This is a genomic window from Actinoplanes sp. NPDC049548 (genome assembly GCF_040676695.1).
GTDB lineage: Bacteria > Actinomycetota > Actinomycetes > Mycobacteriales > Micromonosporaceae > Actinoplanes.
Window position 1 is genome coordinate 138,112 of record NZ_JBFAPM010000007.1, and the last position, 21,895, is coordinate 160,006.

Annotated in this window: 22 protein-coding genes and 1 pseudogene; 11 read left to right on the plus strand and 12 right to left on the minus strand. The window is 72.2% G+C overall.

The window, feature by feature from the left end:
- Window positions 1–74: 74 nt before the first annotated feature.
- Window positions 75–1,343 (minus strand): cation:proton antiporter, encoded by a 1,269-nt coding sequence (locus AB0J80_RS16220; protein ID WP_364705291.1) that lies wholly within the window; start codon window positions 1,341–1,343, stop codon window positions 75–77.
- Window positions 1,344–1,424: 81 nt separating this feature from the next.
- On the opposite strand from AB0J80_RS16220, the gene AB0J80_RS16225 reads away from it, so the two are divergent.
- Window positions 1,425–2,222: an SDR family oxidoreductase gene (locus AB0J80_RS16225; RefSeq protein WP_364705293.1), complete on the plus strand. Its 798-nt coding sequence runs from the start codon at window positions 1,425–1,427 to the stop codon at window positions 2,220–2,222.
- Window positions 2,223–2,226: 4 nt separating this feature from the next.
- Here AB0J80_RS16225 and AB0J80_RS16230 read toward each other — a convergent pair whose 3' ends face one another.
- Together AB0J80_RS16230 and AB0J80_RS16235 are read right to left on the minus strand one after the other, a co-directional pair.
- Window positions 2,227–2,901, minus strand: a complete 675-nt coding sequence (locus AB0J80_RS16230) for an HAD family hydrolase (protein ID WP_364705294.1) — start codon at window positions 2,899–2,901, stop codon at window positions 2,227–2,229.
- 9 nt (window positions 2,902–2,910) lie between these two features.
- Window positions 2,911–5,061, minus strand: a complete 2,151-nt coding sequence (locus tag AB0J80_RS16235; RefSeq protein WP_364705296.1) for a SpoIIE family protein phosphatase — start codon at window positions 5,059–5,061, stop codon at window positions 2,911–2,913.
- A 189-nt stretch (window positions 5,062–5,250) separates the two neighbouring features.
- On the opposite strand from AB0J80_RS16235, the gene AB0J80_RS16240 reads away from it, so the two are divergent.
- Window positions 5,251–6,255 (plus strand): cellulose binding domain-containing protein, encoded by a 1,005-nt coding sequence (locus AB0J80_RS16240; RefSeq protein WP_364705658.1) that lies wholly within the window; start codon window positions 5,251–5,253, stop codon window positions 6,253–6,255.
- A 199-nt stretch (window positions 6,256–6,454) separates the two neighbouring features.
- Window positions 6,455–7,090: pseudogene (locus tag AB0J80_RS16245) on the plus strand (hypothetical protein); the annotation flags it as partial.
- A 1,445-nt stretch (window positions 7,091–8,535) separates the two neighbouring features.
- On the opposite strand, the gene AB0J80_RS16250 reads toward AB0J80_RS16245, so the two are convergent.
- The gene (locus AB0J80_RS16250) at window positions 8,536–8,892 is read right to left on the minus strand and encodes a DUF6401 family natural product biosynthesis protein (protein ID WP_364705298.1); all 357 of its coding nucleotides are present in this window, start codon (window positions 8,890–8,892) and stop codon (window positions 8,536–8,538) included.
- A gap of 140 nt (window positions 8,893–9,032) precedes the next feature.
- Here AB0J80_RS16250 and AB0J80_RS16255 point away from each other — a divergent pair, with 140 nt between their 5' ends.
- On the plus strand, window positions 9,033–9,461 hold the full coding sequence (locus AB0J80_RS16255) for a hypothetical protein (protein ID WP_364705300.1): 429 nt from the start codon (window positions 9,033–9,035) through the stop codon (window positions 9,459–9,461).
- A 288-nt stretch (window positions 9,462–9,749) separates the two neighbouring features.
- Here AB0J80_RS16255 and AB0J80_RS16260 read toward each other — a convergent pair whose 3' ends face one another.
- Complete coding sequence (locus AB0J80_RS16260) at window positions 9,750–9,953, minus strand: hypothetical protein (protein ID WP_364705302.1); 204 nt, start codon at window positions 9,951–9,953, stop codon at window positions 9,750–9,752.
- A gap of 283 nt (window positions 9,954–10,236) precedes the next feature.
- On the opposite strand from AB0J80_RS16260, the gene AB0J80_RS16265 reads away from it, so the two are divergent.
- Window positions 10,237–10,920 carry a hypothetical protein gene (locus AB0J80_RS16265; RefSeq protein WP_364705304.1) on the plus strand — a complete coding sequence of 228 codons (684 nt, stop codon included), beginning with the start codon at window positions 10,237–10,239 and terminating at the stop codon, window positions 10,918–10,920.
- Window positions 10,921–11,101: 181 nt separating this feature from the next.
- On the opposite strand, the gene AB0J80_RS16270 is transcribed toward AB0J80_RS16265, so the two are convergent.
- From AB0J80_RS16270 to AB0J80_RS16285, 4 genes are all read right to left on the minus strand, one after another.
- On the minus strand, window positions 11,102–11,341 hold the full coding sequence (locus AB0J80_RS16270; RefSeq protein WP_364705305.1) for a hypothetical protein: 240 nt from the start codon (window positions 11,339–11,341) through the stop codon (window positions 11,102–11,104).
- A 62-nt stretch (window positions 11,342–11,403) separates the two neighbouring features.
- Window positions 11,404–11,868, minus strand: coding sequence for an SRPBCC family protein (locus AB0J80_RS16275; RefSeq protein ID WP_364705307.1), 465 nt, complete (start codon window positions 11,866–11,868; stop codon window positions 11,404–11,406).
- Between the two features lie 49 nt (window positions 11,869–11,917).
- Window positions 11,918–12,307, minus strand: coding sequence for a DUF2795 domain-containing protein (locus tag AB0J80_RS16280; protein WP_364705309.1), 390 nt, complete (start codon window positions 12,305–12,307; stop codon window positions 11,918–11,920).
- A 28-nt stretch (window positions 12,308–12,335) separates the two neighbouring features.
- Entirely contained in the window at window positions 12,336–13,304 is a 969-nt protein-coding gene (locus tag AB0J80_RS16285) for a YihY/virulence factor BrkB family protein (RefSeq protein WP_364705311.1), read from the minus strand.
- 98 nt (window positions 13,305–13,402) lie between these two features.
- On the opposite strand from AB0J80_RS16285, the gene AB0J80_RS16290 reads away from it, so the two are divergent.
- Window positions 13,403–14,992, plus strand: coding sequence for an NAD(P)/FAD-dependent oxidoreductase (locus AB0J80_RS16290; RefSeq protein WP_364705313.1), 1,590 nt, complete (start codon window positions 13,403–13,405; stop codon window positions 14,990–14,992).
- Here AB0J80_RS16290 and AB0J80_RS16295 read toward each other — a convergent pair.
- On the minus strand, window positions 14,983–15,996 hold the full coding sequence (locus AB0J80_RS16295) for an SDR family oxidoreductase (protein WP_364705315.1): 1,014 nt from the start codon (window positions 15,994–15,996) through the stop codon (window positions 14,983–14,985). The genes AB0J80_RS16290 and AB0J80_RS16295 overlap by 10 nt on opposite strands.
- Complete coding sequence (locus tag AB0J80_RS16300) at window positions 15,993–16,439, minus strand: SRPBCC family protein (protein ID WP_364705317.1); 447 nt, start codon at window positions 16,437–16,439, stop codon at window positions 15,993–15,995. Before AB0J80_RS16300 ends, AB0J80_RS16295 begins: the two co-directional genes overlap by 4 nt.
- A gap of 123 nt (window positions 16,440–16,562) precedes the next feature.
- Between AB0J80_RS16300 and AB0J80_RS16305 the strand changes: the two genes are divergently transcribed.
- From AB0J80_RS16305 to AB0J80_RS16325, 5 genes are all read left to right on the plus strand, one after another.
- Window positions 16,563–17,762 carry a glycosyltransferase gene (locus AB0J80_RS16305; protein WP_364705319.1) on the plus strand — a complete coding sequence of 400 codons (1,200 nt, stop codon included), beginning with the start codon at window positions 16,563–16,565 and terminating at the stop codon, window positions 17,760–17,762.
- A gap of 81 nt (window positions 17,763–17,843) precedes the next feature.
- The gene (locus AB0J80_RS16310; RefSeq protein ID WP_364705321.1) at window positions 17,844–18,749 is read left to right on the plus strand and encodes an ABC transporter ATP-binding protein; all 906 of its coding nucleotides are present in this window, start codon (window positions 17,844–17,846) and stop codon (window positions 18,747–18,749) included.
- Window positions 18,750–18,751: 2 nt separating this feature from the next.
- A complete protein-coding gene (locus AB0J80_RS16315) occupies window positions 18,752–19,492 on the plus strand; it encodes an ABC transporter permease (protein WP_364705323.1) in 741 nt (246 codons plus the stop codon).
- Window positions 19,493–19,498: 6 nt separating this feature from the next.
- Window positions 19,499–20,755 (plus strand): sensor histidine kinase, encoded by a 1,257-nt coding sequence (locus AB0J80_RS16320; RefSeq protein ID WP_364705325.1) that lies wholly within the window; start codon window positions 19,499–19,501, stop codon window positions 20,753–20,755.
- The gene (locus AB0J80_RS16325; protein WP_364705327.1) at window positions 20,752–21,378 is read left to right on the plus strand and encodes a response regulator transcription factor; all 627 of its coding nucleotides are present in this window, start codon (window positions 20,752–20,754) and stop codon (window positions 21,376–21,378) included. Before AB0J80_RS16320 ends, AB0J80_RS16325 begins: the two co-directional genes overlap by 4 nt.
- Here the strand turns inward: AB0J80_RS16325 and AB0J80_RS16330 are convergent.
- Complete coding sequence (locus AB0J80_RS16330) at window positions 21,375–21,857, minus strand: VOC family protein (RefSeq protein ID WP_364705329.1); 483 nt, start codon at window positions 21,855–21,857, stop codon at window positions 21,375–21,377. The two genes, AB0J80_RS16325 and AB0J80_RS16330, sit on opposite strands and share 4 nt — an antisense overlap.
- Window positions 21,858–21,895: the final 38 nt, after the last annotated feature.

Genomic DNA, 21,895 nt, shown 5'->3' on the forward strand with positions numbered 1-21,895 from the left:
GCCACTAGAGCCGGGTTCAATGTCCTCAATAAACCACGATCTCGCGGCATTGCGATTACGCAGAGTTGTGGCCGTTACTGAGAGTGTTTCTCTTCCGGGGTATGGGACCGCTCGTTGTATCGGTCCAGAAGCCGCATCACGGGCGTGACCGCAACGCCGTGCAACACCACGCTCACCAGAACGACGAAAGCTGCTGTCGCCCATACGACATCCACCTTCGGGAACTTGGCGTGGCTCATCGCGTACGCCAGGTAGTAGAACGTGCCGATTCCCCGGATGCCGAAGCTCGCGATGACCCAGTGCTCCGCCGTGTGGCCCGGGGCCCCGCGCAGCGACAGGAATCCTGACACTGGCCGGATGACGAACACCAGCGCCAGCCCCACCAGCGCCGCCTTCCAGGTCAGCGGCCCCAGCAGCCCGCCGACCACCGCACCGCCCAGCAGCAGGAGCAGCAGCACCGTGAGCAGGCGCTCGATCTGCTCCGCGAAGTCGTGCAGCACCTGGTGGTACTCGTGCGAACGCTGCGCCGACCGGATCCCCCGTGCGGCGATGAAGACCGCCAGGAAGCCGTACCCGCCGGCGAGCTCGACCAGCCCGTACGCCAGGAATGTCGCCGCCAGGGCGAGAAAGCCCTCCGAATGGTGGGCGAGGCGCAGCTTCTTGTTCCGCGCGCGGAAGAAGAGCCGGCCGAGAAGCCTGCCTATCAGAATGCCGCCGATCGTGCCGATGGCGACCTTGTACAGCAGGTGCATCAGCGCCCACTCGCCGAACCAGCTCTCGTGGGTGACGGCGGCCGTGGCCATCGCGATCGCCGCGTAGACGAACGGGAAGGCGAGCCCGTCGTTGAGTCCCGCCTCGGAGGTCAGCGCGAAGCGCACCTCGTCCTCGGAGTCCTCCTCGTCGGTGGGCTCGCCGACCTGCACGTCGGACGCCAGCACCGGGTCGGTCGGGGCGAGGGCGGCGCCCAGCAGCAGGGCGGTGGCCGGCACGAGGCCCGCCCACCACCATCCGAGCAGGGCGACGGCGGCGATGGTGACCGGCATGGCGACCGCCAGCAACCGCCAGGTGGACGTCCATCGCCGCCCGCTGAGCGGACGGTCGATCTTCAGGCCGGCGCCCATCAGGGCGATGATCACGCAGACCTCGGTGAGGTGCTGCGTCAGCTGCGGGTGGGCGAGGGGATCGGCCTCCGGAAGACCCGACGGTACGGCGAAAAGCACCATGCCCAGCGCCAGGAACACGATCGGCATCGACAGCGGGCGGCGCTCGAGAACCCGGGGGAGGATGCCGGCGAGCAGCGCACCGACGCCGAAGATCGCGAACAGGAGGTCGGGCAGTTGCACCCGCTACCACTGCCCGGCGGCGGGGCAAAACATGCCGGACCGCAACGGTTGTCTGCGGCACAGCAGGGTAAGCGCCCACCCATGACTGAGTATCCTCGCGTCGCCGTCGTCACCGGCTCCGAGTCGGGCATCGGCCGGGCGATCGCCGTCGCCCTCGCCGAGGACGGGTACGACATCGGCATCACCCGGCACCGCGACACCGAGTACGCCCAGCGCACCGCCGACGAGGTCCGCAAGGCCGGCCGGCGCGCCGAGATCCGGTCGCTGGACCTCACCCGCCTGCCCGGCGCGGCCGCCGTCGTGGACGACTTCGCCGAGGCGCTCGGCGGCATCGGCGTGCTGGTCAACTGCGCCGGTACGGGCATCTCCACGCCGGTGCTCGACACCGGCTGGGAGCAGTGGCGGGAGGTGCTCGCCGTCGACCTGGACGGGCCGTTCCTGTGCGCGCAACGCGCCGCACGCCGCATGGTCGAGGCGCGCCGCGGTGGCCGGATCATCAACATCACCAGCGTGCACGAGACGGCCCCGCGGGTCGGCGCGGGCGCGTACTGCGCGGCGAAGGGCGGCCTCGGGCTGCTCACCAAGGTCATGGCGCAGGAGCTCGCCGAGCACGGCATCACGGTCAACGCGGTCGCGCCCGGCGAGATCGCCACCGCGATGACCGGGCAGGAGGACGAGGACCCGCACGACGAGCGGCGTCCGGGCGTACCGCTGGGCCGGCCCGGCGACGCCCGCGAGGTGGCCGCCGTGGTGGCCTTCCTCGCGAGCCCGCAGGCGTCCTATGTGACCGGTGCGTCATGGCCGGTCGACGGCGGCATGCTGACGATGGGCCCGCAGGCCGGCTCCCACCTGACCGGCGACGACTGGCGCCGGCCCTGACCCCTCAGCTGCTCAGCTTCTTGATCGCCGAGCGGTCCAGGGCGGCGAGCAGAGCGGCGGGATCCTTGTAGGTCTCGATGGCACCCGCCGCGGTCAGCTCGTCCGCGCTCGTGCCGCCGCAGGCCAGGCCGATGCACGGGATGCCGAGCTTCCCGGCCGCCTTGACGTCCCACACCGCGTCCCCGACGAAGACGCACTGCTGCGGGTCCACGTCGGACTGGTCGAGGGCCGCCTGCAGGATGTCGGGCGCGGGCTTGCTCTCCTCGGCGTCAGCCGACGAGGTGGCCGCCGTGATGACGTCGTCGGCGTCGATGACCCGCCGCAGCTTCGTCAGTTCGGCGCCCTTCGCGGACGAGGCCAGCACCACCGCGAGCCCCAGGTCCGCGCACGCCCGCAGCAGGTCGGCGGCCCCGGGCAGCGGACGCAGCCGCTCCCACCACGCGCCGTACAGGATGTCGTGCGCGGTGGCCATGTGCTCGTCGTCGCTCTTGTCGCGGTCGGCGCCGAGCAGATGATCGAGGATCTTGTCGGACCCCATCCCGATGGCCCGGTGGATCTCGGCCATGGGTACGTCCTTGTCGTGCTGGCGCAAAGCCTCCCACCAGGCGACCGCGTGCAGGTAGGTGGTGTCGACCAGCGTGCCGTCGACGTCGAAGAGCACTCCCCGGTTGGCTGTCATGCGCAGCGATTACCCCTTTTCCGCGGGGGGTATCAGCATCTCGAACCAAACCGTGGACCCGCGCACCGTGGGATCCGTGCCCCAGGTGTCGCTCAGCTCCTCGATCAGCCCCAGGCCACGGCCGCGGCTGCTGAGGGTGTCCGTGCGGGCGCGAGCGACGCTGCCGCGCGTACCCGTGTCGGCCACCGAGACCAGCAGACGCTCCGCGCTGAGATCGATGTGCACCTGGGCGGGGGTGCCCGCGTGCAACAGGGCGTTCGTGGTCAGCTCACTGGTGCACAGGATGGCGGCGCCGATCACGGCCTCGGGAACGGACCACTCGCGCAGCCGGGCGGTCATCCACTGCCGGACCCGGCTCGGCCCCGTCGGCTCCGCCGGCACCTGCATCGTCGCCGACCGGCTCAGCGCCACGGCCCGCTCGACGGCCAGCACGGCGACATCGTCATCGGTACGCCCGGCCACCGCCGCCGTCGCCAGCGAGCACAGGTTGCGCGGGTCGCCACTGGCCGCACCCGCGGCGGCGCGGACCAGGTCCTGGAGGCCGGCGCTGAGCGTACGGCCACGGCGCTCCACCACGCCGTCGCTGAACATCAGGATCGTGTCGCCGGGCTCGAGCTGTACGGTGCTGGTCCGCCACGTACCGCCCAGCCCCAGCGGCGCACCCGGCGGCACGGCGACCAGCTGCGCCGACGCCCGGGCCTGCCCGGCCCGGCGCAGCACCGGAGGCGGATGGCCGGCACTGGCCAGCGTGATCGTCCCGTCGCCCGGATCGAGCACGCCGTAGACGACGGTCACGAAGATCTCCTCGTTGCGCGACTCCGCCCCGAGGGACCCGACCAGCCGGTCCAGACCCGCCAGCACCGTACCGGGCGCCGGATCGGTGAGCGCCAGCGCCCGCAGCGCCGCGCGTACCTGGCCCATGACCGCGGCCGCCCGCACGTCATGGCCGGCCACGTCGCCGAGAACCATCGCCAGCCGGCCGTCGGCCAGCTCGAACGCGTCGTAGAAGTCGCCCCCGGCCGCGTTGCCGTCCACGCCGACGTCGTACCGGGCGGCGATGCGGAACCTGTCCAGCTCCGGCAGATGCTCCGGCAGCATGCTGCGCTGCAACAGCTGGGCGGTGCCGTGCTGCGCCTCGAACCGCCGGGCGCGCTCGGCCGCCTGCGCGACCAGCTCGGCCGCCGCGTACAGCAGGGCGCGCTCGGCCGGCAGCCAGGTGTGCGCGTTGCGGTAGCCCATGGTCAGCGCGCCCCGCAGCGACGGCGTGCGCAGCGGCATCGCGGCGAGCGCGCGGATCCGGCGCTCGTGCCGGTCGGTCGCCACCTTCGCCAGCGGCGCGCCGTCGGGCTGGAACGAGGGCCGGCCGCTCTGCGCGGTCACCACCAGCGGATAGGCCGAATCGTTGCCGACCCGCTTCCACAGTGGCGGAAGGCGCTCGTCGACCTCGTCCACCATCTCGCCGCGGATCCGGCGGACGTACCGGAACTCCGCGCCGTCGTCGACCGCGAAGACGCAATGGTCGACGTCGAACGAGGCCATCGCGTACGCCAGCACGACCCGCGCGACGTCGTCGATGGTCAGCGTGGCAGCGAGGCGGGCGGTGAGCTCGCCGAGGCTCTGCAGCCGCCGGGTGACCTGGGTCGTCTCGGCCGCCACGGTCAGCACGCCGACGACGGAACCGTGCCGGTCGCGGACCACGGAGTGGCCCCGGGTGAATGACGCCTGCTCCACCTGACCGCCGCGCGGGACCGCCACCTGGGTCTCGGCCTCCAGGAAGGACTGACCGCTGCGGTAGACGTCGGCGATCACCCCGCCGACCCCGGGCGTCTGCCAGAGGTCACCGAAGGTGTCGGCAGCCGGCCGCCCGAGCGCTGCGGGGTGCTTGCCCCCGATGACCTCGGCGTAGGCGTCGTTGTAGATGAGGACGTGGTCGTCGCCGTAGGCCAGCGCCATCGGCACCGGGGAGGAGAGCACCACCTCCACGGTGGCCCGGACGACCGGGTCCCAGACCTCCATCGGGCCAAGCGAGGTGGTCTCCCACGGGTGCGCGCCGACCAGCTCGGCGCAATCCGGTTCGCGGCGCGCCGGCCCGCCGTCCTGTGCGGGCCCGCCGTCCTGCGCAGGCAGCGTCGTCGCCGAAGGACTCCCCATGCCGACCATGACATGAGCGTAGCCCGCCTCGGCCGTTCGGACGATGCCGGTACTGTACGTACGTCCGGTTCTGTCCGGTACGCGCGGGTGCCAGTCCGAGGCGCGTCCCGTGTGCGGTGACGGTGCGTAGTGTGGCCGTACCGGAAATGGGTCTCGGTCTTGGATCTTGGCTCGCTTATAGTGCCGCGCGTGAGTGAGATGTGGCGGCCCCGGCCCAGCCGCGGCGTCATGGGATACGTCGCTGAGCTGCAGCAGTTCGACCCTGTCCCGCCGTCGGTCTATGAGCTGGACCCGCCGGCGGTCCACGACTCCGCCACGGTGGTCCTTCCGCCTGTCTCCCCGCCCTCCTCCTTCGCCCCGCCGGCTTCCTTCGCCCCGCCGGCTTCCTTCGCCCCGCCGGCTTCCTTCGCGTCGCCGGGAGATGCCTTCTTTGCGGAGCCGGACAGCGAACCGGTTCCGATCGCTTCCCACGTGCGGCCCGAGCCGTCGGGCAGGCGGAAGCGGGCCGCCGTGCTCTCCGCGGCCGTCCTGGCGATCATCGGTGGGCTGGGCATCGGCTACGCGGCCTGGGACACGACGGGCCAGGCCACAGCCGCACCGCCGCCCGGTGCGGTTACTTCCGCCGCGCCGGAGGACGGCATTCTCGATCCTGAACCCGCGCTGCCGGGCGTCGACCCCGTGACCGGCGCCGCCTCCGGTCCGGCGACGACGCCCGCCGCGGTGCCCACCACGACACAGCAGGCCACACCGGTGCCGGTGCACGTACCTAAGAGGACGACGGCTCCGGACGTACCCGATCTTCCGGACCCGCCCGAGACCACCACCGCGCCGGAGCCTTCCGACACCGCGGACCCGCCCGAGGACACCGATCCGATCGCCCTGCCGCCAGGTCTTCTTCCGCTGACCGCCGCCTTCACGTACGCCGCGGAGCAGGGGGAGGACGGCTGGACCGGGTACACCGGCACCGTGCGGGTGACCAACCCGGGCGGAAGGGCCGACAGGGACTGGACAGTGTCGGTGACCGTGCCCGGAGGGAACGCGGTGACCGCCTCGGGCGCGCAGGTGCGGCAGAACGGGGAGTCGGTGACGTTCAGCGGGGAGGCGATCCCGGCCGGGGAGTCGGTGACGTTCACGTTCAGCGTCGAGGGGACCCTGGCTGCTCTGCCGGGAGGGTGTCTCATCGAGGGTCTCGCCTGCTCCTGAGCTGCCACTCCGGCCAGGGTGGTTCGCGCGCCGGAATCCTTGCGATCTGCTGACCATCCGGCTCGCACCGGTGCGGGCCGGCGACGGTCGCTCTAACCTCGTCTCAGGCAGGCCGGGCTCGAGGTCCGGCCGCCCCACCCCGGCCTTCCGGCGCACGCGGCCGGACCGGCCCCACCGGCCCCACCGGCGAGGAGAGCGGATGAACGGCTCCGATCTGAGCGAGGGACTCAGCGACATGTGGCGCTCGGTGCTGCTGTTCGTGCCGGCAGCCCTCGCCTTCCTGGCGATCCTGATCATCGGCTACGTGCTGGCCCGGCTCGTGCGTACTGTCGTGGGCAAGACCCTGCACCGCGTCGGATTCGACCGCGCGGTCGAGCGTGGCGCGATCGGACGCGCCCTCGGCGGCCGGGTGGAGCCCAGCGACCTGTGCGCCAAGATCGCCTTCTACGCGGTGCTCCTGTTCGCGCTCCAGCTGGCGTTCGGCATCTGGGGCCCCAACGCTGTCAGCGACCTGCTGACCGCCCTGGTCGCCTGGCTGCCACGCGCCTTCGTGGCCATCGTGATCATCGTGGTCGCCGCGGCGATCGGCGGAGCGGTCCGCGACCTGATCGGCAGCGCGCTGGGCGGCCTGGCGTACGGCCGGATCCTGGCTCAGGCGGCCTACTGGCTGATCCTTGGCCTCGGCATCATCGCCGCCCTCGAACAGGTCCAGATCGCCACAGCCGTGACCCAGCCCTTGCTGATCGCAGTCCTGGCAACGGTCGCCGGCGTAGTGATCGTCGGCGTGGGAGGCGGCCTGATCCGCCCGATGCAGAACCGCTGGGAGATCTGGCTCGAACGAGCAGGCGCGGAGTCGGCGGTGATCCGGGAGCACGCCCGCACGTACGCAGCAGAAAAGGCGCGGCTCGCTGAGGAGGCTCGCAAGGCCGAGGAAGCGCGCTTGGCTGAGGAGGCTCGGAAGGCGGAGGAGGCTCGGAAAGCGGAGGAAGCGCGCTTGGCTGAGGAGGCTCGGAAGGCGGAGGAGGCTCGGAAGGCGGAGGAGGCTCGGAAGGCTGAGGAAGCGCGCTTGGCTGAAGAGGCTCGGAAGGCTGAGGAGGTCCGCCTGGCCGATGAAGCCAGAAAGGCCGAGGAGGCCCGCCGCGCTGAAGAGGCTCGGAAGGCCGAGGAAGCGCGTCTGGCTGAGCAGGCGCGGGAGGCTGAGGAAGCCCGCTTGGCTGAAGAGGCTCGGCGGGCCGAGGAAGCCCGTCGGGCGGAGGCAGCCCGGAAAGCCGAGGACTCGCGGCTTGCTCAGGAGGCTCATACGGCGGAGGAGGCGCCGAAGGTCGAGGAGGCTCGGAGAACGGAAGGTGCCCGATCGGACCAAGCGGCATCCGAAGGCCCGGCGTCTCAGGCCGAGGAGGCGGCGCAGGCCGTCCAGCCTCGTGACTCGACCAGCGCCGCTGGAGCGGGCGCGGGCGGCGAGGGCTCTCGAGCTGATGCGGCGCGCGGGCCCGAGCCTGGGGGCGCTGTGGCGGCCGGCGAGGTCTCGAAGCCTTCCCGGAGGAGGAGGCTCAGGGGTCGTGAGGCGGCGCGCAAACAACAGGAGGAACGTGCTGAGGCGGCGCGGCAGCGCCTCCTGGAGGCCGTCGCGGGTGAGCAGACGCAGGTGATTCCGGTGCAGCGGACCCGCCGGCAGAGCTCCAACCCGGTGCCCGGCTTCGACGACGAGGACGACGATTCCGAAACCACGGCCGACGTGATCACCACGCCGTCTCCGGCAGGTCAGGACGCGCCGGACGACGGCGACGAGCGGACACAGGTGATTCCTCGCCTGCCCGACCCGGCCGACGGCGAACAGACCCAGGTCATCAAGCCACCGCCCAAGACCCCGGGCGGAGCGTGACGGCCCCTGGCGACAGCGGCCCGCTTGCTTAGCCGGTGCGGTGCGGTGCGGTGCGGTGCGGTGCGGTGACTGTGCGGTGCGGTGGCTTGTGCGGTGCGGTGCGTGGCTTGTGCGGTGCGGTGGCTTGTGCGGTGCGGTGGGTTGTGTGGCGCGGTGGCCTGTGAGGCGGCGTCGCCGGCCCGGTTTGCGTCGCTGGTGCGGTGCGTGACGCCTGGCGTCGTCACGCCTCGACAGCCGGGTCGGTCCGCGCGGTAGGCCGGCCTTTCTTTCCGGCTGTGGCCGGGGCGGTTTGTTGACCGGGCACGAGGTGTTGCTGCCGTATACGTAGGAAGGGCCGGCACCTCGGAGGAGGTGCCGGCCCAGAACGGGTCGAAAGGCCTGTTGGGACTGAGCAGCCGTCAGCGGGTCTGGGGCAGCTTGCGGGCGAGCGAGCAGACCGCCAGAAGGCGGGTGAGCACCCAGTCGTTCGCGCTCCAGTCGATCGCGCCCTCCGGTGCGCGCCAGCCGTGCTTGAAGGCGGCGTCGCGGACGCCCTCGGCGTATGCGGCGAGGATCACCGGGGTGAGCGGGCGCACGTCGGTCGAGAGGCTGTCGCGGATGCCCGCCTCGTGCTGGTCGACGGCGGCGAGCAGACCCGCAGAGCGGGCCGCGGCCTCGAGACCGGTGACGCCGACGGACGACATCAGCTCGGCGAGGCAAGCGTTGGCGGAACGCAGGGCAGCACGGGCGGCAGCGCCGCTGAACAGGCCATTCATGAGAAGAAACGTTAGGGACGCCGAGGTAGCCAACGGTTCGCCTGATCGGTGCAGCTCGGTTGAACTCGGAGCCGTCCGAGCCGGTCGGGGGCCGGGTGAGATCTTCGGTTGAATCGCGTACCAGGGGGAATTGGTGCCGCATGAAAGATGGTCCCGACAGCGAGCACCGGCGCCCCGAAGGGCTCGACGACACCACGGTCGAAGCCCTCGGCAAGCTCAGCGAAGCCCTGGAAGTGGTCGAACGCGTCCGCGGCCACCTGTACTCCCTGCACCAGCTGATCGGCGAGGCCGACTTCAAGCTCGACGACGCGGTGGAGCTGCTGCGCAAGGCCGGACACGACGAGCTCGCCGAGCGGGTGCAGCACGAGCTGATCGGCCGCAACGTCATCGGGGGCCGGTGGACGTTCCAGCTGGTCGAGGAGTTCGACGACGGGTACTACGCCGAGTTCAAGGGCATCGAGAAGGACGCCCGGGACCAGCTCGCCCAGGGCAAGCGGCACCTGTACGAGGCCGAGCTCAAGGAGCAGCGCCGTACCCGGGGACGCAAGGGCCACGAAGCACGGCCCTGACCGAGCGGTCACGCCACGGCGCAGATCCGAACCACGACTGAGCGCAGGCCACGGTGGCCCCCAGCAGCGCAGGTCGGCGCGGTCATGGCACGGTGTGCGCTCGGTGACACCGGCATCACCGCCACACACAACTGAGCGGCTGTCACCGGCTCGGCGGCTCTTGCAGCGGTGAGGTGCCGGCGCGGTGGCGGCCTCGGGTGCTTGAGCTTTGACCTGGATGGGCGGCTGAGGGGTCCGGCCTGTTCGGTTCGGCGGCCGGGACCGCGTGGGTGCGGTTGGGCTTGGGGCCTACTCGAGCTCGGCGCGCGGACGGCGGCGCTGGGCGTCGTCGGCGATGATCACGGTGGCGACGAGGAGGGCCACGACCACGGCGAAGAGCCATGAGGCGTCATCGATGAGCGACGCTGCCAACGGCGCCTGGAAGGCGGCGAGCAGGAAGCCCACCCAGGCGAGACGGCGCTGACGCTCGGAGAGGAAACCGGCAGATCGCATCCGGCTAGTGTTGCCGGATTCGGGCGGTTCGCCGTCACCCTTTCGGCCGATCTCGGGTTGTCCGATAGTGCCCACTGCGCTCCGTCGTCGCCGTTCCACGAGCGGTACGCGACCGCTGTTTCCGCAGGTCAGCGCGTTGTCCGCGCGGATGCTCCGCGGCCGGCTCCAGGATGCATCGCAGGTCAGAGGGTCTCTGGAGGTTTGCCGGGCGTTTATCCCTTTCGTGATGCTCCGCGGAAATCGACCAAAGGGCCGGATCTGGCGTGTTTGCACGCATCTGGCGGTGGTGGCGACCCTGTCGGCCTGCTCGCCGGCCACCACGCTGGGCGCGCGCCAGGTGCCGCCTGACGACGGCCCGCAACCGCACGTTCAGGCCGGGGCGTTGCACGGGCGTACGGGTGCCTTCCTGATCCTGCGCGATGCCGCCTCCCGCGTCGAAGTGCGCCTGGCCGATCTGCCCGGTCTGCTCTACCGCGTGAGCACTCCTGCTGACTCAGGGTTGTCTCCGCAGGTCACCGGCGCGCCGGGGCGGGTGCGGGTGGGGCTCGTACCCACCGGGGGCGATGGGCCCGACACCGTCGAGATCCTGCTCAATCGCCAGGTCCGCTGGGACATCCGGCTGCCGGCGGGCGCGGGGGAGCAGCACCTCGACCTCGCGGACGGGCGGCTCCGGCGGCTCGAGCTCGGGTCCGGGGCCGGGCTGGTCAGCATGCGGCTCCCGGCGCCGTCCGGGTCCGTGCCGGTGGCCCTGAGCGGCTCGGTCGGCGAGCTGGCCGTGGCGGTGCCGCCCGAGACCGCCGTCAAGCTGCGGCTTCGCGGTGGGGCCGGGCTGGTCGCGGTGCCGTGGGCGGGCCGGGCCGGCGCCGCGCCAGGAGCCGTCGTCGCCCCGGACCAGTGGGGTACGGCCGCAGACCGCTACCTGCTCGACGTCGCCGCCGAGGTGGGAACCGTGACCGTCCTGGGCTGAGCCCGACGGGGTCCGGCCGGAGCGGCTGGGTCCCGCGGAAGCCTGACAGCGGGGCCGGAGCCCGCGGCGGGTGGGGAGGTGCCGGTGGGCCGCGGCGGGTGGGGAACTGACCGCAGGCGGCGGGTGGGGAAATGACGGCAGGCCGCGACCGGTGATGGTCGCGGCCTGGTGAACGGCGTCGTCAGTGCGGGCCGCTGCGTCCTGTCGTGCTCGGGCGGTACTCCCGGTCCGGGTCCGTCTCGCCGGCCTCGTTCTCGGACGTGACCTGAGCGCCGTGGCCGAAGGCCTGTTCCAGGCCCGCGTCGTTGTCGGTCGGGTCGCCCTGGCCGTCGGTGTCCCAGGTGGCCATGGCCTCGCTGAGGTCCTTGACGGAGAGTTTGTCCTCGTCGCGCCACACGCCGGCGTCTTCGCGATCAGTCATGTCTTCCGCGTACCCACGAAAAGGCCGCCGGAATCCCGGCGGCCTTTCGCGATCGTGGGTTCTTACGGCTGCGGGCGGTCGACCTCGCCGCGCCAGGCGCCGGTCTCGACGCCGCCGCGGTTCTCGATGAACTCCTTGAAGCGCTTCATGTCGCCCTTGACCTGGCGGTCGAGGAAGCCGAGCTTGTCGCCGGCCTGCTCCAGGACGCCGTCCGGTTCGAAGTCCATCTGGCAGGTGACCCGGGTGTGGGTCTCGTCGAGGCGGTGGAAGGTGACGACGCCGGCCTGCTTGCTGCCTTCGGTGGTGGTCCAGGCGACCCGTTCGTCCGGCAGCTGCTCGGTGATCTTGGCGTCGAACTCGCGCTTCACGCCGTCGATGTTGGTCTTCCAGTGGGTGGTCGTCGCGTCGAGCTGGCGGATCTCCTCGACGCCGCCCATGAACCGGGGGAACTCCTCGAACTGGGTCCACTGGTTGTACGCGGTGCGTACCGGCACGTTGACGTCAACGGACTCGGTGACTGTACTCACGGTGTTTCCCTCCTTGTGGGTTTCCCCGCCTTACAAGTGATGCGCCTGGTCACGCGTTGACCGCGTTCCAGACCTCGCTGACGGTGCGGTAGGTCGTGTGCGCCGGAAGCCGGTGCAGCGCCTCCATCACGTCGTCGGGTGCTTCCAGGTCGCGGGCGCTCTTCTCGAGCGCGTCGCGGTCGCCCGGCAGGGCCGAGAGCCCGATGTACGTGCCGAAGCGGCTCAGCGCCTCGCCCTGGGGGCTGCCGACACCGTTGGGCTGGCCGCGGCCGGCGCCGCCTTCCGGCACGACGCTGGTCCGGGGCTGGTCCTCGCCCGACGGCTCGGCCATCTTCCATTCCTCGGCCCGCGCGCCCGCCGTGCCCTGGACGGTCCCGCGGACCTCCTGGGCCATCTGGTCGTCGACGCGAGGGCTGTGCTTGTCGCTACCGCGTTCCATGACAAAAGGTTGCCCGGCGAGCCCCGGCCTAAACCGAAGAAGATTCCTCCGCCGGCTCCTTCGGGGGCAGCGGAGGGTCCGGGTCCTTCTCGCCGGCCTGCAGCTGGCGGCCGCGCTGCACCTCGGCGTTGATCTCGACGCCCAGCATGAGGGCGGAGTTGGCCAGGTACAGCCAGACCAGGAAGGCGATGATCGCGCCCAGGCTGCCGTACGTCTTGTCGTAGGAGCCGAAGTTGGCGACGTAGAGGCCGAAGCCGAACGACGCCAGCGCCCAGGCGAGGAGGGCGACCGCGCCGCCGAGGGTGAGCCACCGGAAGCGGGGCTGGCGGACGTTCGGGGCAATCCAGAACAGCAGCGACAGCAGCAGCATCAGGATCATCACCAGCACCGGCCAGCGGCCGATCGACCAGGCCGTCCGGGCGGTGGTGCCGGCGTGCAGGGAGTTGCCGACGGCGTCGACGAGTGGGCCGCTGATGACCAGCCCGGTGCCCACCGCCGCCATGAGCACCAGGGCGATGGCGCTGAGGCCGATCTGCAGCGGCCGGAGTTTCCAGAACGGCCGCCCCTCCTTGACGCCGTAGATGCGGTTGGACGCCCGGGTGAAGACCCCGACGTAGTTGGACGCCGACCACAGCGCACCGAGCAGGCCGAAGCTGAGCAGGGCCTTCGCGGAGCTCTGCTGGATGATGACGGCGTCGAGGACGGCGGTGAAGTTCTTGTTGGCCACCACCGAGCCGGCGCCGAGGTCCTTGAGGATGCCGAGGATCGTCTCGACCGCGGTCCGGCCGTCGGTGACGAGGTTGACCAGTGCGACGACCACGATGGCCACCGGGAAGACCGCCAGCACGGCGTTGTACGTCAGCGCCGCGGCCAGGTCGCCGCACTCGTCGTCGATGAAGCCGTTGACGCTGCGCCACAGCACGCCGCGCCACGTCGACCAGCGCAGCTGACGGAACCGGTCGGGCAGGCGGGTGGTCACGTCGGGACGGGTCGTCACGGCTGTCATCTCGTCTCCGGCTCCCATCCGTCACCGCATGCACTTTTGTCACTACCCGGGGTGGGTTTGCCGCAAACAGTGCGGGGTACGGTCGGCGCGTGGAACGAGCGGACGCGATCGTCATCGGTGCGGGACACAACGGCCTGGTTGCGGCGAACCTGCTCGCCGACGCGGGGTGGAGCGTCCAAGTGCTGGAGGCGACACCCCAGCCCGGCGGCGCGGTCCGCTCGGGGTACGTCACCGCTCCCGGGTACCTCAGCGACCTGTTCAGCTCCTTCTACCCGCTGGGCTTCGCCTCCCCGGTGATGCAGGGGCTCGACCTCGACGAGTACGGCCTGGAGTGGACCCACGCCCCGGACGTCCTCACCCACCTGTTGCCCGACGGGCGCGCGGCCACGGTCAACCGGGACCTCGAGAAGACCATGGCGTCGATGGAGGAGTTCGCGCCGGGCGACGGCGAGCGGTGGAAGCATGCGTACGACGACTGGTGCGGTGTCTCCGCCGACATGTTGAAGGTGCTGTTCACGCCGTTCCCGCCGGTACGTTCCGGGTTGCAGCTGGCGCGCCGGCTGCGGGTCGGCGGCTCGCTGCGGCTCGCCCGGCGCCTCGTGCTGTCCGTACGCGAGCTCGGGGCGGAGCTGTTCCAGGGGGAGGGCGCCCAGCTGGCCCTGGCGGGATGCGCGCTGCACACCGACCTGTCTCCGGAGGAGGCCGGGGGAGGCGTCTACGGCTGGCTGCTGGCCATGCTGGGCCAGGAGTACGGCTGGCCGGTCCCGGTCGGCGGCGCCCAGCGGATCACCCAGGCGCTGGTCGACCGGCTGCTGGACCGCGGCGGGCGGATCGACTACGAGACCCCGGTGTCGCGCGTGCTGGTCGCCGGCGGCAAGGCCATGGGCGTACGCACCCGCGACGGCCGCAACTGGCGTGCGTGCCGGGCGGTGCTCGCCGACGTCCCGGCCCCGGCGCTGTTCCTCGACCTGGTCGGCACCCGCTGGCTTCCGCCCCGGTTCGCGGAGGATTTGGAGTTCTTCCGCTGGGACGGCGCGACAGTGAAGGTCGACTGGGCGGTCGAGGGCAAGATGCCGTGGAAGAACCCGGCGGCGTCCGGCTCGGGCACGGTGCACCTGGGCGCCGACCTCAACGGCCTGACCCGCTACGCGGCGCACCTCGCCACGAACTCGATGCCCCCGAACCCGTTCCTGCTGCTGGGCCAGATGACGACGGCCGATCCGTCGCACTCGCCGGAGGGCACGGAGTCGGTGTGGGCGTACACGCATCTGCCGCACCGCTCGCACTGGGAGGCCGGGGAGATCGACGCGCACGTCGCTCGGATGGAGGCGGTGCTCGAGGAGCACGCTCCCGGCTTCGGCCAGCTCGTGCGCGGCCGCAACGTGTTCTCCCCGGCCGACATGGAACACGAGAACCCGTCGCTGGTCGGCGGCGCCCTGGGCGGCGGGACGGCCGCGGCCTTCCAGCAGTTGTTCCTGCGGCCGGTCCCGGGGCTGGGCCGCCCGGACACCCCGGTGGACCGGCTGTACCTGGCGAGCGCCTCGGCGCACCCGGGCGGCGGTGTGCACGGGGCGCCGGGCGCGAACGCGGCGCGGGCGGCGCTGGCCCGCAACCGGTTCCTGACCGGGCGGGCCTACCAGGCGGTCATCGACGCCGCCCACAGCGCGATCTACAGATAGGGCCGGCGGCGGAGGAAGCCCGCCGCCGCGAGGCTCAGGCCGGCACCCAGCACCCCGGCCACCAGCGGCTTGTGCATGGTCGCCCACAGGGCGAAGGAGCTGGTACGGCTCTCGTCGTCGAAGACGCCGTGCGCGCCGAAGTCGCGGTCCTCGTCCACCGGCTTGTCGACGTTGTCGTGCCACTGCGACAGGTCGATCTTCTCGCCGGTCTGCTGTCCCTGGTAGCCGCGCTTGTCGTTGGCCAGCAGCCGGTCCAGGAACGCCGGCGCCACGATGTTGCCCAGGCGGGTCTTGAGCGTGGGGCCGCCCACGTTGATCTCGCGCTTGCCCTTGTCGGCCACCCACAGCACCGCGCGGGCCACCACCTCGGGCTGGTAGATCGGCGGGACCGGCTGGGGGTGGTTGGGCAGGCGGGTGCGTACCCAGGAGAACTGCGGGGTGTTCACGGCGGGGAGCTGGACCATCGAGAGCTTGACCCGGTTGCCGTCGTGCAGCAGCTCCGCGCGCAGCGAGTCGTTGAAGCCCTGGATGGCGTGCTTGGACGCGCAGTACGCCGACTGCAGCGGAATCCCCCGGTACGCCAGCGCCGAGCCGATCTGCACGATCGCGCCGTGCCCGGCCGGCCGCATGTGCCGCAGGGCGGCCAGGGTGCCGTGCACCGTACCCAGGTAGTTGACCTCCGTGACGCGGCGGTACTCGGCCGGGCTGATCTCCCAGGTGGGCGCGAAGACCGACGTCATCGCGTCGTTGATCCAGACGTCGATGCCGCCCCAGGCCGCGGCGATGTCGTCCGCCGCCTCCTGCACCGCATCGGCGTCCGACACGTCCACCTGGTAGGTGCGCACGTCGGCGGCGCCGGCGGCACGGGTCTCCAGGGAAGCTCCTTCGAGGCCGGCGCGGCCGCGGGCGAGCAGGGCCACCCGGGCACCGCGGCGGGCGTAGGCGACGGCCACCGCGCGGCCCACGCCGGCGCTGGCTCCGGTGATCACGACGTTCTGGCTCATGGGCGGCTCTTTTCCCGCGTCGCGATGTCGGACAAACGTCGCAGCGACTCGACGTTGCGGCGGTGCAGCACCAGGTCGTTGAGCTTGGTGTGCACCCACCGCAGCGGTCCGGCGCGGAACGTCTCCTCGATCGTCACGCGGGTGCGGCCCCCGTCGACGGGGTCGAGCTGCATCCGTACCGTCGCCTCACCGAGCGGCCACAGGCCCGCGATGATGGTCAGCTCCCGGTCCGGCACGCAGCTGACCACGGTCGAGCTCTCGTGCAGCGACAGGGGCCAGGGGCCGGCCTTGTGGTGGAGTTTCGCGCCGGGTCGGGGCCAGCTCTCGTCGACGTCGCGGATGTGGACGGTGCCGACGACCCAGTCGCTGTAGGTCCAGCCGTCCGCGAGCACCGCGAACACCTGATCCGGGGGAGCGGGAACGATACGCTGCACGATAGCCACGGGCCGGACATACCCGCCCGGCCGATGTTTACGCTTTCCGGTCGGGGGCAAGACGCTCCGCGTATCGCAACTCAGCCTCGACTCCGGTCTTCTCCCGGAACCAAGCTGTCGGAGGAGGACCACGTGCGCATCGCGATGATCTCCGAGCAGGCGAGCCCGCTGCCCGCCGCCGACGCCTCCGCGGGCGCCCAGCAGCGGCACGTCGCGGAGCTCTCCACCGCGCTGGCCGAACAGGGCCACGACGTGCGCGTCTACACCCGCCGGGACAGCCCGGACCTGCCCGCCATCGTGCCGCTCACCCCGGGCGTCAGCGTGGTGCACGTGCCCGCCGGACCGGCGCGTGTGCTGCCCGACGACGTCCTGCTGCGCCACATGGGCGACTTCGCGCAGTGGCTGCGGACCGACTGGCACGACTCCGACTGGCTTCCGGACGTGGCGCATGCCCACTTCTGGACCAGCGGCCTCGCCGCCGTGACGGCGGCCCGGCAGGTCGGCATCCCGGTCGTCCAGTCGTTCCACGAGATCGCCTCCGGCGAGCCCGCCGGCGAGGGCACCTCCCGGACCGGCTACGAGCGCGCGCTCGGCCGCGCCGTGGACAAGGTCGTCGCCCAGACCCACGACGAGCTGCAGGGCCTGGTCCGCATCGGGGTCCCGCGGTCGCGGCTCACCGTGGTCCCGGCCGGCGTCGACAGCGAGCAGTTCACCCCGGACGGGCCGGTCGCCGAGCGCGATCCGGAACGTCCGCGGATCCTGAGCGTCGGCCGCCTGGTGGAACGCAAGGGCTTCGGCGACGTCATCCAGGCCATGCGGTACGTGCCCGGCGCCGAGTGCGTCGTCGTCGGCGGCCCGCCCGCCCCGCAGCTCGCCGCCGACCCGCAGGCCAAGAGGCTGCGCGCGATCGCCGAGCAGTGCAAGGTCGCCGACCGCGTCCGGCTCGTCGGCGGGGTCCCGGCCCGGGACATGCCGCGCTGGTACCGCTCCGCCGACCTGCTCGTCGCCGCGCCCTGGCAGGAACAGTTCGAGCTGGCGCCGCTCGAGGCGATGGCGTGCGGGGTGCCGGTGATCGGCACCGCCGTGGGCGGCCTCAACGAGACCGTCGTCGACGGCCTCACCGGTGACCTGGTGCCGGCTCGCGACCCCCGCGCCCTCGGCAGTGCCCTGCGCCGGCTGGTCAACGACAAGGTGCGGCGGTTCGCGTACGCGACCGCGGCGCTCGACCGGGCCCGCCAGGCGTACTCCTGGAAGCGGGTCGCGTCCCAGCTGGGCTCGGTGTACTCGGCCGTCGCGGGCAGGAAGAGCAACGAGGCGGAGGCCGTCGCCTGATCCCGCATCCACCGACTGGTGGATGTCCGCCGTCGCTCGCCGGTTGATTCGCCGGCGTGCGCCGGCTGTGACGATCGATGCATGACAGTCATCGATGTCCACCGGCTCCGCAAACGGTACGGCGAGACGACCGCGGTCGCCGACGTCTCGCTCGCCGTCGAGGCGGGGGAGATCTTCGGGATCCTGGGCCCCAACGGCGCCGGCAAGACCACCACCGTGGAGTGCATCGCCGGCCTGCGGAAGCCCGACGGCGGCAGGATCGGGGTGCTGGGACGCGAGCCGGGTGATCCGGCCCTGCGGCGGCTCGTCGGCGTGCAGCTGCAGGAGAGCCGGCTGCCCGAGAAGATGACCGTACGGGAGGCCCTCGAGCTCTTCTCCGCCTTCTACCGGGACCCGGCCGACTGGCGGGGGCTCGCCGCCGAGCTGGGCCTCACCGCCAAGCTCCGGGCGCGTTTCGGCAAGCTGTCCGGCGGTCAGCGGCAGCGGCTGTCGATCGCGCTGGCGCTGCTGGGCAACCCGCGGGTCGCGATCCTCGACGAGCTCACCACCGGGCTCGATCCGCAGGCCCGCCGTGACACCTGGGACCTGGTCTCGGCGGTCCGCGACCGCGGGGTCACCGTCGTGCTGGTCACGCACTTCATGGAGGAGGCGGAGCGGCTCTGCGACCGGGTGGCGCTGATCGACGCCGGCTGCGTCGTGGCCGTCGACACGCCGGGCGGGCTGGTCTCCCGGGTCGCCGCCGAGCAGCGGATCCGCTTCCGTCCCTCCGTACCCGTGGACGAGCGGATGCTGACCGCCCTGCCCGCGGTCGACGCAGTGGTCCGGCACGGACCGCAGCTGGAGGTCGTCGGCCATGGTGACCTGGTGCAGGCCGTCGCCGCCACCCTCGCCGCCCACGACGTCGTCGCTCTCGACCTGCGTATCGAGCGGGTCGGCCTGGACGAGGCGTTCGTCCGGCTGACCGGCCGCGGTTCCCGGGAGGTGTGACCGTGTCCGTCTTCGCCCGTCTCATCCGCTCCGAGCTCCGGCTGTTCCTGCGGGAACCGGCGCTGGTCTTCTTCACGCTCGCCTTCCCGTCGGTCCTGGTGGTGATCCTCGGCAGCTTCCCGGCCTTCCGGGAACGCGACGACGGCCTCGGCGGCCTGCGGGTCGTCGACCTGTACGCGGCCATATCGGTGGTCCTCACCCTGGCGATGCTCGCGCTGCAGGTCGCGCCGATGGTGCTGGCCGGCTACCGGGAGCGGGGCGTCCTCCGGCGGCTCGCGACCACGCCGGCGCGGCCGGTCGCCCTGCTCGGCGCGCAGCTGGTGATGAGCCTGCTGACCGCGGTGACGTCCATTGCGCTCGTCCTGCTCGTCGCGCGGGCCGGGTTCGACGTGCCCCTGCCGCGGCAGATCCCCGGTTTCGTGCTCGCGGTGCTGCTGACGGCCGGTGCCGCCTTCGCGATCGGGCTGTTCGTCGCGGCGCTCGCGCCGTCCGGCAAGGCCGCGAACACGATCGGTACGCTGCTGTTCTTCCCGTCGATGTTCTTCGCCGGGTTGTGGACGCCCCGCGAGGCGTTCCCGGAGGTGCTGCGGCGGCTCAGCGATCTGACGCCGCTGGGCGCCGGGGAGCGGGCCGTCCACGAGGCGATGACCGGGTCGTGGCCGGCCTGGGGATCGGTGACCGTGCTGGTGGCGTACGCGCTGGTGTTCGGCGCGGCCGCGGCCAGGCTGTTCCGCTGGGAGTAGACGACGATGTTGGTGGACACGACGGTGCTGGGTACCGTGTCGGACCGGTGGCGGACCAGGCTCGACGAGCGGCTGCGGCTGCTGCCGTACCTGGCGCTGGCGGCCTCGACCGTCATGGTGGCGCTCGCCGGGGACGACTCGCAGATGCCGCACCAGCCGCTGCCGGTGTCCTTGGCGGCGGCCGCGGCCACCGCGGTGTGGCTGCTGCTCTGGCGGCGCCGGCGCACGCACCTCGCCGTCTTCTTCACCGGCATCGTGGCGCTCGACGCGCTCCTGATCTGGACGAACGCGCTGTACGGCTTCTTCGCCTGGACCGGCTTCCTCTTCGTGCAGCACGCGCTGCACGGCAGGTGGCGGCTGCTGGGCGCCGCGGCCGTCGGCGTCTGTACGGGGGTGTCCCAGGTCAGGGGCGCGTGGGTGCCGGCCCAGTGGGGCACGATCGCGGTGGTGCTCGCCCTCAACGTGGCGATCGGCACCGCGATGACCTACCTCGCCATCGTCACGCAGGGCCACCACGCTCGCCGGGCGGATCTCGTCCGGGAGCTCGAGGAGGCGAACGCCAAGCTCGCCGCCGCCCTCGCGGAGAACGCGGACCTGCACACCCGGCTGCTCGTCCAGGCGCGGGAGGCCGGTGTGCTCGACGAACGGCAGCGCCTCGCCGGGGAGATCCACGACGTGCTCGCCCAGGGGCTGACCGGCATCGTCACCCAGCTGGAGGCGGCCGGCCAGGCGAGCGGGCGGCCCGCCGACCACGAGCGGCACCTGGCGACCGCCAAGCAGCTCGCCCGGGACAGCCTGGCCGAGGCCCGGCGGTCGGTCCAGGCGCTGCGGCCCCGCCCGCTGGACGCGGGGTCGCTGCCGCAGGCCCTGGCGGAGGTCGTCGAGGGCTGGTCGGCCCGGCACGGCATCGGCGTGGAGATGATCACCACGGGTACGGTGCAGCCGCTGCTGCCGGAGATCGACGCCACGCTGCTGCGGACGGCGCAGGAGGCCCTCGCCAACGTGGCCCGGCACGCGGGCGCCCGCCGCGTCGCGCTGACCCTGTCCTATCTGGAGGATCTCGTGACTCTGGACGTCCGCGACGACGGCTCCGGCTTCGACCCGGCGTCCCCGCCGGCCCGGCCGGAAGGCGGCTACGGCCTGACGGCGATGCGCGAGCGGGTACGCCGGATCGCGGGCACCCTGGAGGTCGAGTCTGAGCCCGGTGCCGGAACGGCCGTCTCGGCGTGCGTACCGGCGATCCCGCTGGGCGTCGCCGCATGATCGGGTTGGTGATCGTCGACGACCACCCGGTCGTGCGCGACGGCCTGCGCGGGATGTTCGCCGGCGACGACCGGTTCGAGGTGCGCGGGGAGGCCGCCGACGGGCGCGAGGCCCTGGCGGTGGCCCGCGCCGCCGACCCCGACGTGGTGCTGATGGACCTGCGGATGCCCGGCATGGACGGGGTCACCGCCATCCGCAAGCTGCGCGAGCAGGGGTGCGCGGCGCGGGTGCTGGTGCTCACCACGTACGACACCGACAGCGACGTGCTGCCCGCGATCAAGGCCGGGGCGACCGGATACCTGCTCAAGGACACCCCGCGGGAGGAGTTGTTCCGGGCGGTGCTCGCGGCCGACCGGGGCGAGTCGGTGCTGTCGCCGGCGGTGGCCGGACGGCTCATCGGCAACCTGCGGTCGCCCGGCCAGGAGCCGCTGAGCGCCCGTGAGCTGGAGGTTCTCGGACTGATCGCGCGGGGGTGCACCAATCGGGAGGCGGCGTCGCGGCTGTTCATCAGCGAGGCGACGGTGAAGACGCATCTGCTGCACGCGTACGCGAAGCTGGGTGTCCGCGACCGCGCGGCCGCAGTGGCCGCAGCCTTCGAACGTGGCCTGCTCGGCGGCTCCTAGCGCGGTTCTCCCGGGTAGGTGCCGAACTGCCAGCGGTTGCCCTCGGGGTCGCGGGCGGTGAAGTCGCGCGAGCCGTAGCCGGTGTCGTGGGGCTTGCGCAGGATCTCCGCGCCCGCCGCCACCGCCCGGTCGTGGACGGCATCGACGTCGGCGGTGACCACGTACGCCCCGAACGTGCCCGGACGCAGCGGCCAGGGGTCGTCCGGGTCCTCGCGGTGCGAGCCGAGCATGACGCCGCCGCCCTCGGGCCAGCTCAGCTCGGCGTGGTCGACGCGGTCGCCGGAACCGTGGACGGCGGTCTCCTCGAAGCCGAACGCGTCGACGAGGAAGCGGATGAGGGCGCGGGCGTCGCGGCACCGCAGGGTGGGCCACACCTGGGGTGGCGGGGTCGGCCGCGTCGAGGTCGAGCGCCGCGAGCTCTCCGGCGGGTAGCCCGAGCAGCGCCCGGCACCCGAGCGGGTGCAGGGCCACCTGGACACCGGACTGGAACCCGTCGTGGGTAATCATCGCCGGTGCC